The sequence below is a fragment of the Bordetella bronchiseptica genome (genome assembly GCF_900636925.1).
GTDB classification, from domain to species: domain Bacteria; phylum Pseudomonadota; class Gammaproteobacteria; order Burkholderiales; family Burkholderiaceae_B; genus Bordetella; species Bordetella pertussis.
Window position 1 is genome coordinate 1,748,760 of sequence record NZ_LR134326.1, and the last position, 13,306, is coordinate 1,762,065.

At 68.5% G+C, this 13,306-nt stretch carries 10 protein-coding genes and 2 tRNA genes; 5 read left to right on the forward strand and 7 right to left on the reverse strand.

Annotation, left to right across the window (positions count from 1 at the left end; all coding sequences use genetic code 11):
- Positions 1 to 35: 35 nt before the first annotated feature.
- Entirely contained in the window at positions 36 to 1,361 is a 1,326-nt protein-coding gene (gene egtB / locus EL288_RS08125; protein WP_003812990.1) for an ergothioneine biosynthesis protein EgtB, read from the reverse strand.
- Between the two features lie 21 nt (positions 1,362 to 1,382).
- Entirely contained in the window at positions 1,383 to 2,357 is a 975-nt protein-coding gene (egtD, locus tag EL288_RS08130; protein WP_033458769.1) for an L-histidine N(alpha)-methyltransferase, read from the reverse strand.
- A gap of 331 nt (positions 2,358 to 2,688) precedes the next feature.
- Here egtD and EL288_RS08135 point away from each other — a divergent pair, with 331 nt between their 5' ends.
- Both EL288_RS08135 and EL288_RS08140 read left to right on the forward strand, forming a co-directional pair.
- Entirely contained in the window at positions 2,689 to 3,288 is a 600-nt protein-coding gene (locus EL288_RS08135) for a hypothetical protein (RefSeq protein ID WP_003812987.1), read from the forward strand.
- Positions 3,276 to 4,706, forward strand: coding sequence for a phospholipase D-like domain-containing protein (locus EL288_RS08140; RefSeq protein ID WP_010928587.1), 1,431 nt, complete (start codon positions 3,276 to 3,278; stop codon positions 4,704 to 4,706). Before EL288_RS08135 ends, EL288_RS08140 begins: the two co-directional genes overlap by 13 nt.
- Positions 4,707 to 4,715: 9 nt before the next feature.
- On the opposite strand, the gene EL288_RS08145 is transcribed toward EL288_RS08140, so the two are convergent.
- The 3 genes from EL288_RS08145 to EL288_RS08155 all read right to left on the reverse strand — a co-directional run bounded on the left by EL288_RS08145 (position 4,716) and on the right by EL288_RS08155 (position 8,767).
- Entirely contained in the window at positions 4,716 to 6,377 is a 1,662-nt protein-coding gene (locus EL288_RS08145) for an FMN-binding glutamate synthase family protein (RefSeq protein WP_003812983.1), read from the reverse strand.
- A 74-nt stretch (positions 6,378 to 6,451) separates the two neighbouring features.
- On the reverse strand, positions 6,452 to 7,759 hold the full coding sequence (locus tag EL288_RS08150; RefSeq protein ID WP_003812980.1) for a YeeE/YedE family protein: 1,308 nt from the start codon (positions 7,757 to 7,759) through the stop codon (positions 6,452 to 6,454).
- Positions 7,760 to 7,819: 60 nt separating this feature from the next.
- A complete protein-coding gene (locus EL288_RS08155) occupies positions 7,820 to 8,767 on the reverse strand; it encodes an AEC family transporter (RefSeq protein ID WP_003812979.1) in 948 nt (315 codons plus the stop codon).
- A gap of 124 nt (positions 8,768 to 8,891) precedes the next feature.
- Between EL288_RS08155 and EL288_RS08160 the strand changes: the two genes are divergently transcribed.
- The gene (locus EL288_RS08160; RefSeq protein ID WP_003812977.1) at positions 8,892 to 9,335 is read left to right on the forward strand and encodes a GNAT family N-acetyltransferase; all 444 of its coding nucleotides are present in this window, start codon (positions 8,892 to 8,894) and stop codon (positions 9,333 to 9,335) included.
- 93 nt (positions 9,336 to 9,428) lie between these two features.
- On the opposite strand, the gene EL288_RS08165 is transcribed toward EL288_RS08160, so the two are convergent.
- Positions 9,429 to 9,513 (reverse strand) — tRNA-Leu (locus EL288_RS08165).
- Between the two features lie 161 nt (positions 9,514 to 9,674).
- Here EL288_RS08165 and EL288_RS08170 point away from each other — a divergent pair.
- Positions 9,675 to 10,286: a tRNA-uridine aminocarboxypropyltransferase gene (locus EL288_RS08170; protein WP_003812976.1), complete on the forward strand. Its 612-nt coding sequence runs from the start codon at positions 9,675 to 9,677 to the stop codon at positions 10,284 to 10,286.
- 87 nt (positions 10,287 to 10,373) lie between these two features.
- Here EL288_RS08170 and EL288_RS08175 read toward each other — a convergent pair.
- A tRNA-Leu gene (locus EL288_RS08175) sits at positions 10,374 to 10,458 on the reverse strand.
- Between the two features lie 329 nt (positions 10,459 to 10,787).
- Between EL288_RS08175 and rnr the strand changes: the two genes are divergently transcribed.
- Positions 10,788 to 13,268 (forward strand): ribonuclease R, encoded by a 2,481-nt coding sequence (gene rnr / locus EL288_RS08180; RefSeq protein ID WP_080561923.1) that lies wholly within the window; start codon positions 10,788 to 10,790, stop codon positions 13,266 to 13,268.
- Positions 13,269 to 13,306 lie beyond the last annotated feature (38 nt).

A 13,306-nucleotide genomic window follows, 5' to 3' on the forward strand; every position in this document is an offset into this window, starting at 1 on the left:
CATGAAAGATTTTGTATGTGCAACATGCCGGCCTTTCAAGCGTCGCGGGCAAGGCGGATGCCGGAGAATTGCCAGCGCGCCTCGGGCGGGAAGAAGTTGCGGTAGGTGGCGCGGATGTGTTCGCGCGGGGTCGCGCACGAGCCGCCGCGCAGCACGTATTGGTTGCACATGAACTTGCCGTTGTATTCGCCGACGGCGCCGGCTGGAGGCGTGAAGCCCGGGTAGGCATCGTACGCGCTGCAGGTCCATTCCCAGACGTCGCCGTACAACTGCACCGGCACGCCGGCGGCCGCGCGGCGCGGCGCGGGCCGCGGATCGAGGTGGCCGCTTTCGAGCAGGTTGGCCGGCGCGTCCGCGCTGGCCCCAGGGGCGCGGGCGGCGAGTTCCCATTCTGCTTCGCGCGGCAGGCGCACGCGTGCCCAGCGCGCGTACGCGTCGGCCTCGTAATAGCTGACGTGGGTGACCGGCGCATGCGGCTCCAGCGCATGCAGGCCGTGCAGGGTGAAGACGCGCCACTCGTCTTTCTGGCCTTCCCAGTACAGTGGCGCGCGCCAGTTCTGCTGGCAGGCCTGGTCCCAGCCGAGCGACAGCCAGAGCTCGGGGCGGCGATAGCCGCCGTCCTGGATGAAGGCCAGGTATTCCCCCTGGGTGACGGGGCGGTCGGCCAGGTGAAACGGTCTGAGCAGTACCTCGTGCGCCGGGGTTTCGTTGTCGAAGGCAAAGCCTTCACCGGCGTGGCCGATGTCCACGATGCCGCCGTCATAGCGGGTCCAGCCCGCCGGCGTGCCGGCCGGCAGCGCCGGTATGCCGGGCGGCGCGTAGGCCGGCCGCAGCGGGTTGCAGCTGAACAGGTGCTTGAGGTCGGTGAGGATCAGCTCCTGGTGCTGCTGCTCGTGGTTGAGCCCCAGTTCCACCAGCGCGTCGAAGTCGCTGTCCACGCCCGCCAGGCGCGCGCACAGCGTTTCCATGGCCTGGTCCACATGCGCGCGGTAGCGCAGCACCTCGTGCAGCGACGGGCGGGTAAGCAGGCCGCGCTGCGGACGCGGGTGGCGGGCGCCGACCGCGTTGTAGTAGGAGTTGAACAGCATGCGGTACTGCGGGTCGAACGGCCGGCGGCCAGGCTCGAAGCGGCCGATCACGAAGGTTTCGAAGAACCAGGTCGTGTGGGCCAGGTGCCATTTGACGGGGCTGCAGTCCGGCATGGATTGCGCCTGGCAGTCTTCCGGCGACAAGGGCTCGGCCAGCGCCGCGCTTTGCGCGCGGATGCGGGCGTAGCGTCCGGTGGGGTGCGGCGCCGGTTCGGGCGGGCCGGGGCGAGTGAGCAGGCAGGCTGACGACTCCATGGAAGCTCCTTGGCGCATGGCGGTGGGGCGGGCCAGGGTTCAGGCCCGGGCGCTGAATACGGAAAACCAGTCGCGCGCGTCCGACCAGTGCCGGATGTCGCCGTAGCCGGCGCGGCGCAGCAGGTCGACGAAGCGTTCGATGGTGTATTTATAGGAGTTTTCCGTGTGGATGCGTTCGTCGGCCTGGAAGCGCCGCTGGCCGCCGGGCCAGCGCACGCGTATGTCGCTGCGTGCCTGCAGGTGCATTTCCATGCGGCTGCGCGGCTCGTTGTAGAGGGCGACGTGGGTCCAGTCGCGTACGTCGAAATCGCTGCCGAGTACGGAGTTGACGTGCCGCAACAGGTTCAGGTTGAAGGCGCCGGTCAGGTGCAGGGCATCGTCGTAGGCGGGTTCGACGATGGCGCGCGCCTTGACGCGGTCGACGCCGATCAGCAGCCCGCCGCTGACGCCCGCCTGCGCACGCAGGCTGGCCAGCAGCGCCAATGCGGCGTCGGGGTCGAGGTTGCCGATGCTGGAGCCTGGATAGAAGAACAGCCGGCCCTGGGCGTCGATGGCCTCGGGCAGATCCAGTCCCGCATTGAGGTCGCGGCCCAGCGGCAGCACGTCCAGCCATGGGTGGGCGCGCCGCATGCGCGCCACGGCCTGTCCGAGGAAATCGGTGGAAATGTCGATGGGCACGTAGCGCTGCGGCCGCAGACAGGGCAACAGGCGCTCGGCCTTGGCGCAGTCGCCCGCGCCGAGGTCTATCAGGGTGCGAACCGGCCCGGTGTGGCGGGCGATGGCCTCGAGGTGGGTGGCGAAGATTTCCGCTTCGCAGCGTGTGGGGTAATACTCGGGCAACTGCGTGATCGCGGCGAACAGGCTGGAGCCGAGCGCGTCGTACAGGTATTTGGGGTCGATGCGGGCGGGATGCGCCTGCAGGCCGGCCAGCAGGGCGTCCAGGGCCGGGTCGACGCCGGTGGCCTCGGGCATGAAAGGCGCGGCGGCGGCAAGCATCGTTGGCGTGTGGGCCATGACGGGGTTCCTTCCAGATGGGATGGAAGGGATCTATTGTGAGCGGCGGCGCCGTGTCGGTGTCAAGCGCTAACGTCCCGGCTGCAATGGACTTTTACGAAAAGAAAAAAGCGCGGGGCGGCGATGCGCCGCAAACGCCGTTCCCGGGCTGCCGCGAGAGGGGGGCGCCGGATTCGCATTCGGTTGCCAATTGACACGCCCGCGCCGGCGTGCGCCGGCCTGCTCCGGGCGGCGGAAATACTGCTTTACCGCTGGTTGCCAAACCAGAGGCGTGCGGCGCGGGCCCCGGTCAGAATACGGGCGTGTCATAAGGCCAAGTGGGAGATTCGCTATGTCGTCGATCGTGGTGGCACGGTTCGATAGCGTCCCTTCGGCGAGAAGCGCTGCGCACGCGTTGGTCGGCGACGGCTTTCGCGAAGAGGCAATCAGTATCCTGTACGGCGACCCGGATCGTACGGGCCGGCGGATGGGCCGGCCGGCCTGGCGTTTCGGGCCGGACCTGCGCACCCGCGCCGCGCGCTGGCGCGCCATTGTCAGCGCCGCGGCGCTGGCGGCCATCGGTACCCTGGGCGGCGTGATCGTACCCGTGCTGACCGGCTACGGCCGCGTGGGCATGGTGGTGGGCGCGGCATTGGGCGCCTATGCGGGCGCCCTGGCGGGCGCCTGTTGGATGGCCAGCGGCCTGCGCCGCGCGCGCGCCGAGGCGGCCTACGCCGGCCAGCTGGCGCGCGATCGGGTGGTGCTGCTTGCCGTGCAGGTGCATCCCGACGACGAAGAGGCCGCGGCCGCGCTGCTGCGCGACGCCGGCGGCCTGCAGGTAGAGAAGGCGCGCAGCCGCTGGTGGCCGGGCGCACGTGGCCAGTCCACGCCCACAGGCTGGCGCACGCGTGCCCCGCGCCCGCCGGCGCAGCGCACGCAATGGCAACCCTGAGGCGCGGCTTCGCGTGCCGCCTGGCGCGCCAAGTGGCCGTCATGTTCATGTTGGCGGCGTTGGGCGCATGCGCCACGGTGCCGGGCATGCAGGGGCTGCGCGAGCGGCGCGCCCAGGCCGGGCTGTCCACCGACTACGGCTGGCAAAGCCTGCAGCGCAGCCACACGATCGTGACGGACGCGACCGGCGGGGACGGGGACGATGCCATGGCGCGCCACCTGGCCGTCGAGGCGGCCATCAGCGGCGCCCCCTTGGTGGCGGGCAACCAGGTCCGCCTGCTGGCCGACGGGCCGGCGACCTACCGCAGCATGCTCGACGCCATCGCGCAGGCCCGCCGCTATATCCACATGGAAACCTACATCTTCGAAGATGACGAGGCCGGCCAGCGTTTCGCCGACGCCCTGATGGCGGCGCGCCAGCGCGGCGTCGAGGTGGCGGTGATGGTCGATGCGGTGGGCACGCTGAATACGCCGCGGCAGTGGTTCGAGCGTCTCAAGCAGGGCGGAATCAAGGTGGCGGTGTTCAATCCGGTCAACCCGGCGCGCGCCGGCCTGGGCTGGGCGCCCAACCAGCGCAACCACCGCAAGCTGCTGGTGGTCGACGGTCAGGTGGGCTTCCTGGGCGGGCTGAATATCAGCAGCGTCTATTCGTCCGGATCGCGCTCTGGCTCGGGTTCGGGGCGTGCGGCGCAGGCGCCCGGGCCGGCCGCGTCCCGTGCCGATACCGCGCCGTGGCGCGATACCCATATCGCGGTGCGCGGACCGGCGGTGGCGGAGATCGAGCGCGTCATCCAGGACGGCTGGCTGCGGCAGACCGGCGCGCCGCTGGGCGGCGGCGCGGTGCGGCTGAGCGTGCCCGCGCCGGGCGATCTGCATGTGCGCATCCTGGCCAACGAGCCCAACGAGCGCGACGGCTATACCGTTTACCTGACGCTGATGTCGGCGTTCGAAAGCGCGCGGCAGTCGATTCACATCACCATGGCCTATTTCGTGCCCGATCCGGCCTTCGTGCGCGTGCTGGCCGATGCCGCGCGGCGCGGGGTCGATGTGGCGCTGGTCCTGCCGGGATTCAGCGATTCATCGCTGGTCTGGTACGCGGGACGCTCGCATTACCAGGCCCTGCTCGATGCCGGCGTCAAGCTGTACGAGCGGCGCGATGCGCTGTTGCACGCCAAGACGGCGGTGGTCGACGGCGTGTGGTCCACGGTCGGGTCGAGCAACATGGATTGGCGCAGTTTTGCATTGAACTACGAGCTCAACGCGGTCATCGTCGGGGCCCGCTTCGGCGCCGAGATGGAGGCGCTGTTCGAACGCGACCGCGCCGCCGCCGTGCCGATCGACCCGCGCAACTGGGCCGATCGCGGCGCCGACGATCGCTTCATGGAGGCGTTTTCGCGCCTGTTCGAGCGCTGGCTGTAGCCGGCCTTGCTAGGCGTGCGCAGGCGCGCCGGCCGGGCGCAGCGCGGCCAGCGCCGCGCTGATGTCCATGGCGGGCTGGAACGAGTCGGCCTGCGCCATGCCCCAGCCCACCTGGAACACATGATGGCGGAATTCGCCGCGCAGCAGCTCGCCCGGCGCCAGCTCGGGAAACAGCGCCGACAGCAGGCGTACTTCGCTCGACGAGATGCGCCGCGCGATATGGTGCGGACGCAGCTGCCCCGGGTGGGTTAGGCCGGCGGCGCCCAGCAGCTCGGCCAGGGCGTGCAGCGTATTGCCGTGGAAGTTGGCCACGCGCTGCGCCTTGTCCGGCACGACCAGCGCGCGTTGGCGCAGCGGGTCCTGGGTCGTGACGCCGGTGGGGCATTTGCCGGTATGGCAGGCCTGCGCCTGGATGCAGCCGATGGCGAACATGAAGCCGCGCGCGGCGTTGCACCAGTCCGCTCCCATGGCCATGGCGCGCGCCATGTCGAAGGCGGTGATGATCTTGCCCGACGCGCCCAGCTTGATGCGGTCGCGCAGGTTCACGCCGATCAGGGTGTTGTGCACCAGCCGCAGCGCCTCGCGCAGCGGCGTGCCGACGTGGTCGACGAATTCCACCGGGGCGGCGCCGGTGCCGCCTTCGGCGCCGTCGACCACGATGAAGTCCGGCGTGATATTGGTTTGCAGCATGGCCTTGACGATGGCGAACCATTCCCACGGGTGGCCGACGCAGAACTTGAAGCCGACCGGCTTGCCGCCGGACAGCTCGCGCAGCCGCGCCACGAAATGCAGCAGGCCGACCGGCGAGTCGAAGGCGCTGTGGCTGGAGGGCGAGTTGCAGTCCTGCCAGGCCGGCACGCCGCGCGCCTCGGCGATTTCCGGGGTGACCTTGCCGGCGGGCAGGATGCCGCCGTGGCCCGGCTTGGCGCCTTGCGACAGCTTGATTTCTATCATCTTCACCTGCGGCGTACAGGCGTTCTTGACGAAGGCTTCCTCGGAAAAGGCGCCGTGGGCGTCGCGGCAGCCGAAATAACCCGAGCCGATATTCCAGACCAGCGATCCGCCGCGCTCACGGTGGTAGCGGCTGATCCCGCCTTCGCCGGTGTCATGCGCGAAGTCGCCGATGCGCGCGCCTTCGTTGAGGGCCAGCACGGCGTTGGCCGAGAGCGCGCCGAAGCTCATGGCCGAGATGTTGAAGGCCGACATGGAATACGGCTGGCGGCACTCGGGGCCGCCCACCGTGACGCGGAAGTCGGCATCGGCCACGTGCGCCGGCGTCATGGAGTGATTGATCCACTCGTAGCGGTCGCCATAGACATCTTCCTGCGTGCCGAAGGGCCGCTTGTCGATGTCCTGCTTGGCGCGCTGGTAGACGATGGAGCGCTGCGCGCGCGAGAACGGCGAGGCGTGGGTATCGTCTTCGAGGAAGTACTGGCGGATCTCGGGCCGGATGAATTCGAACAGGAAGCGCAGGTTGCCCAGGACCGGGTAGTTGCGCCGGATGGCGTGGCGGGTCTGCAGCAGGTCGTATACGCCGAGCAGGGACAGCAGCACGAAGGGGACGGCTGCCCACAGCCAGGCGCGCGACGAATGGACCGCCAGCGCCGAGGTCAGGGCGGCGCCGATCAGCATCAGCGCGAATGTCGTATAGCGGCCAGCAATCCAGTTCATGCTCCATCTCCGGGGGGCGTAATGGAGGCAACCATACCAGATGCCGGTTTACGGCTGGCTGGCCGCGCCGGGGCTCAGCAGCTGGAGGCCGCGGGCGTCTTTTCCACCGCCAACCCGAACCAGGGGCGCAGCCGCACGCCCAGCGCGCTGCCCAGGAAGGCCGCCGGCAGCCACAGCCAGGCGTGCAGGCTGCCGGACAGGATGCCGCTGAAATAGGCGCCGATATTGCAGCCGAAGGCCAGCCGCGCGCCGTAGCCCAGCAGCAGGCCGCCCACCACGGCGGCCAGCAGCGAGCGGGCCGGCACTTTCCACACCGGGGCGAACTTGCCGGCGGCCGAGGCGGCTGCCAGCGCGCCCAGCATCAGGCCGATGTCCATGACCGAGGTGATGTCCTGGCGCACCGGCGCGGCCAGCGCGGCCTGCTGCCTGGACCAATAGGCCCAGCTCGCCACGTCTGCGCCCAGCGCGTCCAGCGCCTTGGCGCCCCACAGCGCAAAGGCCGAGGTGATGCCCCAGGGCCGGCCGGCCAGGGCCAGCGTGGCGAAGTTCAGCACCACCAGGGCAATGCCGCCCCAGACCATGGGCCACGGGCCTTGCAGCAGCGACGGCGTGCGGCTGGTACGCGCGGCGTGCGAAATGAGCTGGCCATGGCGGCGCTTTTCCAGCACGGTGGTCGTCCAGGCGATCAGGGCGAATACGGCCAGGTTGGCCAGCAGCGCGCCCGGCAGCCCCCAGCTCTTGATCAGCGAGGTGGGCGGCAGGGCGGGCAGGGCCGACCACCAGCCGAAGTTGGCCGTCGCGATGACCGAGCCGACGATGAAGAACAGCAGGGTGACCAGCATGCGGGTATTGCCGCCGCCGACGGCGAACAGGGTGCCCGAGGCGCAGCCGCCGCCCAGCTGCATGCCGATGCCGAACAGGAAGGCGCCCAGCACGACCGACACGCCCGGCGGCGAGACAAAGCCGCTGACGGGCTGGCCCCACAGGGTGCCTTGCGCGAGGAAGGGGAAGAACAGCAGCACGCCGACGGCCAGCATGACCATCTGGGCGCGCAGGCCGGCGCCGCGCCGGTCGGACACGAAGACGCGCCAGGCCTGGGTGAAGCCGAACGACGCATGGTAGAGCGTTACGCCCAGCAGGGCGCCCACCACCCATAGCGCGCTCTGGCGCCACCCGACGCTTTGCAGCAGATAGGCCGCGCCGGCCAGCACCAGCAACAGCGCCGCCCACAGCGGCTTGTGGTTGATGCGGATCGGCGGCAGCGCCGACGGCAGGTCGAGGGTGGAGGTATTGATACTCATGATGACATCCCGGAGGGGGTGTAAGAAAAGGGACAGGGCGCTGGCGCGCCCTGGGTCATTGCAATATAGGACGGGCGGCAAATTTCCCGAACTAGTTATTGTTGATTTCTTAATTTCTTTTGGTTATTTGTCGGAGAGGGCTCAGCCCAGGGGCTGGCGGCCTATCCATGCCACCAGCGCCGTGATGGTGGGCACCGACAGCACCGTCGACAGCAGGATGGCGCGCGACGACGGGCGCGCGTCGCGTCCGTAGAGCTGGGCCAGCATGAAGGGGCCGGTGCCTATGGGCAGGGCGGCCATCAGCACCGCGCACCAGGCCCACAAGGGCGGCATGTCGAACACCGCGAATGCCAGCACCGCCGTGACGGCGGGGTGCAGCAGCAGCTTGCCGCCCACCATGAGCCCCACCGTGCCGCGGTCGCCGCCGGGCTGCGATTGCGCCAGGAACAGGCCGATGGTCACCAGCGCGCAAGGGCTGGCCGAGGCGCCCAGCAGCGCCGCATAGTTGTCCAGCCCGGCTGGCAGCGTGATGCCGGCGGCCGCACAGGCCAGCCCCAGCAGGGGCGCGGCCAGCAAGGGGTTGCGCAGCAGCGCCCGCGCCACTTTGAGCAGGGTGGCGCTCCAGTGGCGGTCGCGGTGCTGGTCGAACTCGATCAGCGCGATGGCCACGCCAAACAGGACGCAGGCCGTCAGCAAGGTGGTGATGATGGCGGGCGCCAGGCTGGCCGGGCCCAGCAGCGCCAGGCACAGCGGGATGCCCATGTAGCCGGCGTTGCCGTACGAGGTGGCCAGGCCTTCCAGGCTCAGGTCCGTCAGCCGCGCGCCGTCGCGGCGGCAGGCCAGGATGGCGGCTCCGAATGTCAGGGCGATGCCGCCGGCCACCGCGGCCGTGAAGCCCCAGTAGTCGGCCAGCTGGCGCAAGTCGGCCTGGGCCATGGCGCGAAACAGGAGCGCCGGCAGCGACAGGTACACCACGTAGCGGTTGAGCGCGTCGGTGGCGCTGGGGCCCAGCACGCGCCAACGGGCGGCAAGCCAGCCTGTCAGGATAAGGGCGAATACCGGTAGCGCGGCGGTCAGGACGGCTTGCATGGGCGAGGTTGTTACAAGGAGGCCACATTCTACTGCCGCGGGGTTCAAGGCCGCCGCCGGCCCTGCGACAATGAGAGCGGGCGGCGCACAGGCGCGCCGCCGCAAGCATAGAAGGGGAATCGCCATGCCGCAAACCGCCGCGCCGTTACGCATCGTATTGGGAACCTGGGACCGTCTGCGCGAAGACGCCACCACCGTGCGCTTCGAGGTGTTCGTCGCCGAACAGCGCGTGCCCGAGGATATCGAATTGGACGATTTCGACCCGCTGTCGGTCCACGCGGTCGCCTATGGCGCCGACGGCGCGCCGCTGGGTACCGGCAGGCTGTTGCCCGATGGCCACATCGGGCGCATGGCGGTGCGCAAGCGCGCCCGGGGGCTGGGCGTGGGCGGGCGGATACTGGATGCGCTGATCGAGCAGGGCCACGGCGACGGGCATCGCATGCTGGTGCTGCACGCGCAATCGCACGCGCGCGGCTTTTACGAAGCGCACGGTTTCCAGGCCGAAGGCGACGAGTTCGTCGAGGCGGGCATCGCGCATGTCGCGATGACGCGCGAACTGGCGCGCTAAAGCGCTTGCCGCAGCAGGCGCAAAGAAAAAACCCCGGCGCTTGCGCGACCGGGGTTTTTTGGCACATCACGACAGGTATCGTGAAGTATGTATTGGTGCCCAGGAGAGGACTCGAACCTCCACACCTTGCGGCACATGGACCTGAACCATGCGCGTCTACCAATTCCGCCACCTGGGCTTTGCTGCCTGCCGCCGCTGTCGCTGCGTCAGATCAAGCAAGGAGGCGAATTATGCACATTTTTTCGCGGTGGTGCAAGTCGGCCTGAAAAAATCGCGGCCTGCGGTCCTGTGGCACACTGCGCCCACCAGGCGGCTCGTCTTCGCCGCGATGCGTTTTCCATGTCCCGTCCCGTATGCGCGCGCTGCGCGCGGCCCCGATCCCATTGCCTGTGCGCGCTGATACCCGCGCTCTCGTGCCGTACCCGCGTGTTGTTTTTGCAACATCCGGCGGAAGCGCGCCATGCGCTCAACACCGCCCGCCTGGCCGCGCTCGGGTTGCGCCAGGCCGAGTTGCACGTGGGCGAGCGCTTCGATCCCGCGTTGTGGCGGCGGCCCGGCATGCGCAGCTGGCTGCTGTTTCCGGGCGAGGCGGCGCGCGAGCCGGGGCCGGTGGGCGAGGGCGGGCCGCTGCTGCTGGTGGTTCCCGATGGTTCGTGGCGGCAGGCGCGCGGACTGGTGGCGGGCAATCCCGATCTGGCCAGCCTGCCGCGCCTGGCGCTGCCGGCCGATGGCGTTTCCGCTTATCGGGTGCGCCACGCCGATCTGCCGGGCGCACTGTCGACCATCGAGGCTGTCGTGCAGGTGCTCAACGCGCTGGAAGCGCCGGCGCGTTTCGATGCCTTGCTGGCGCCCTTTCATGCGCTGGTGCAGGGGCAGGTGAGGGCGATGGGCGATGAGGTCTATCAGCGCCACCACGTGCGGCGCGCAGGCCGTCGCGGCAAAAGCGGCTGAGACGGCGCGGCAAAGAGAAAGCCCCGGCAATCATGCGATTGACCGGGGCTTTCATGAAGGCAGGCCATGCCTGCCTTGCGAATTCCGTGGTGCCCAGGAGAGGACTCGAACCTCCACACCTTGCGGCACATGGACCTGAACCATGCGCGTCTACCAATTCCGCCACCTGGGCACTGTCTCAGAGCTTGTGATACCCTGCCGGCTTGCTGCTTTCGAGGTGCCTGTCACGTTGCCGGAAACAGCGTCCTTGCGGTTTACCTTGCAGTGTTTAATCCGTAGACTTGCGTATCCGGATTTTCTGTCAGGTGTTTCGCCGGGACGTCGATTCGACGTTGAAACAAAACTACTTCAAAATCACCAAATACCGGATTCAGTCTGATCACCTGCCTGACAAACAGGCCGATAATGCTGTGATAATACTGAATCGAGTATCACTTTCTGCTGCAGTGTTGCCGCTGGGCTAACCACAGAAGCTGCGCATTATATACGGAACTTTCAGCTTTGGCAAAACGATCGAAAAACGAATCCAATAACAACAGATCTACGCCCGTCTTGCCCGATGTGCCTGCCGACTTCGACCCCGATGTCCCTTCACGCGAAGCCATTCTGACGGCGTTGCGGTCGGCCGGGGCGCCGTTGTCGCCGGCCGAACTGGCCGAACGCATGGGCGTGGAACGGCCCGCGACGCTGGTCGGCTTCGAGCGCCGGCTCGGGGCGATGGAGCGCGACGGTCAATTGCTTCCCAACCGCAAGGGCGTGCTGCTGCTGGCCACCAAGCTGGATTTCGTGGCCGGCCGCGTACAGGGCCACCGCGATGGCTTCGGCTTCCTGGTGCGGGATGACGGCGGGCCCGATATTTTCCTGTCGCCGCGCGAGATGCTCAAAGTGCTGCACGGCGACCGCGTCCTGGTCAAGCCGTCGGGCGAGTACCGCGGCAAGCCGGAAGGCGCCATCGTCGAGGTCATCGAGCGGCGCACCAACAAACTGGTGGGCCGTTTCCTGCACGAACATGGGTTGTCCATCGTCGTGCCCGAGGACCAGCGCATCAAGCACGACATTCTCATTCCGCCCAGCGACACCAACGGCGCCCAGCACGGGCAAGTGGTGTCGGTGCAGATCATGGAGCAGCCCACCCGCCATACGCAGCCGCTGGGCCGCGTGTATGAGGTGCTGGGCGAGATCGACGATCCCGGCATGGAAATCGAGATCGCGGTGCGCAAGTTCGACGTGCCGGTCGATTTTTCGGAGCCCGCGAACAAGCAGGCCGCGCGGCTGCCGGACTCGGTACGCAAGACCGATCTGAAGCAACGCGTCGATCTGCGCGACGTGCCGCTGATCACCATCGACGGCGAGGACGCGCGCGATTTCGACGACGCGGTGTACTGCGAGCCGGTCGAACTGGGCACCGGCCAGCGCAAGCGGCCGGCCTGGCGCCTGCTGGTGGCCATCGCCGACGTCAGCAACTATGTGCGGCCCAACGACGCGCTCGATGACGATGCCTACGAGCGCGGCACCAGCGTGTATTTTCCGCGCCGCGTGATTCCGATGCTGCCCGAGGTGCTGTCCAACGGGCTGTGCTCGCTCAACCCCAATGTCGACCGCCTGGTGCTGGTGTGCGACATGGTGATCCCGGCGACCGGCGCCAAGGCCGGAACGGTGACGGCCTACCAGTTCTACAACGCGGTGATGCATTCGCATGCGCGCACCACGTACACCAGTATCTGGGAGGCGCTGCAGCAGCCGGGCGGCCCGGCTGCCGCGGCGCTGGGCGCCATCATGCCGCATGTGCGCCACCTGCACGAGCTGTACCAGCTGCTGTCGCAGCAGCGGCGCAAGCGCGGCGCCATCGATTTCGACACGGTCGAGACGCGCATCGTCTGCAACGAACTGGGCCGTATCGAACAGATCGTGCCCATGGTGCGCAACGATGCCCACAAGCTGATCGAAGAATGCATGCTGGCGGCCAACACGTGCGCTGCCGATTTCATGTCGCGCAGCAAGCACCCCGGCCTGTACCGCATCCATGAAGGCCCCACGCCCGAGCGCCTGCAGTCCCTGCGTGATTTCCTGCGCACCATGGGCCTGTCGCTGGGCGGCGGCGACGAGCCCACCGCCAAGGACTACGGCGAGTTCCTCGATTCGGTGCGCGGGCGCCCCGACTACCCGCTGCTGCAGACCATGTGCCTGCGCTCCATGCAGCAGGCGATCTACAGCCCGGACAATCTCGGCCACTTCGGGCTGGCGTATCCCGCCTATACCCATTTCACTTCGCCGATCCGCCGTTATCCCGACCTGCTGACCCACCGCGTGATCAAGGCGCTGCTCGAAGGCCAGCGCTACATGCCGGAGCTGGAAGACCAGCCCATCGTCATCGGGCGCTCGCAGCGCGAGCACGAACACGCCGTATGGGAGAAGCTGGGGCTGATCCTGTCGGGCAGCGAACGGCGCGCCGACGAGGCTTCGCGCGATGTCGAAGCCTGGCTGAAGTGCTGGTTCGTCAAGGAGCGCGTCGGCGAGGATTTCAGCGGGACGGTGACGGGCGTGGCCAGCTTCGGCATTTTCGTGACCCTGGATACCTTGCACGTCGAGGGGCTGGTGCACGTCTCGGAACTGGGCGGGGAGTATTTCCAGTTCAACGATGCCTTGCACGAACTGCGCGGCGAGCGCACCGGCATGCGTTACCGCCTGACGGACAAGGTGCAGGTGCAGGTGTCGCGCGTGGACCTGGAAGCGCGCCGCATCGAGTTCCGCCTGGTCAAGGGCACCAGCTTCGACGCGCTGCGCAAGGCCGCCGCGCGCGGTCCCGACGAGGGGCGCAGGGTCAAGAAGGCGGCGGCTCCCAAGCCGGCGGCCCTGAAGGGGCAGACCGCCAAGCAGCGGCGCGCCGAGGCCAAGCAGGCCAGCAAGCCGGCCAATACGCCCAAGGCGGCCAAGAGCGCCGGCGCGTCAGCGCAGAAAAAGCCGGCGCGCGCACGCCATTGAACCGGCCAGGCGGCCCCGTCCGGGGCCGCAGGCGGTAA

Excerpts from the sequence above, each read along its gene's own strand:
- egtB (WP_003812990.1), bottom strand. The coding sequence starts at position 1,361 with ATGCGCCAAGGAGCTTCCATGGAGTCGTCAGCCTGCCTGCTCACTCGC.
- egtD (WP_033458769.1), bottom strand. The coding sequence starts at position 2,357 with ATGGCCCACACGCCAACGATGCTTGCCGCCGCCGCGCCTTTCATGCCC.
- EL288_RS08135 (WP_003812987.1), top strand. The coding sequence starts at position 2,689 with ATGTCGTCGATCGTGGTGGCACGGTTCGATAGCGTCCCTTCGGCGAGA.
- EL288_RS08140 (WP_010928587.1), top strand. The coding sequence starts at position 3,276 with ATGGCAACCCTGAGGCGCGGCTTCGCGTGCCGCCTGGCGCGCCAAGTG.
- EL288_RS08145 (WP_003812983.1), bottom strand. The coding sequence starts at position 6,377 with ATGAACTGGATTGCTGGCCGCTATACGACATTCGCGCTGATGCTGATC.
- EL288_RS08155 (WP_003812979.1), bottom strand. The coding sequence starts at position 8,767 with ATGCAAGCCGTCCTGACCGCCGCGCTACCGGTATTCGCCCTTATCCTG.
- EL288_RS08160 (WP_003812977.1), top strand. The coding sequence starts at position 8,892 with ATGCCGCAAACCGCCGCGCCGTTACGCATCGTATTGGGAACCTGGGAC.
- EL288_RS08170 (WP_003812976.1), top strand. The coding sequence starts at position 9,675 with ATGTCCCGTCCCGTATGCGCGCGCTGCGCGCGGCCCCGATCCCATTGC.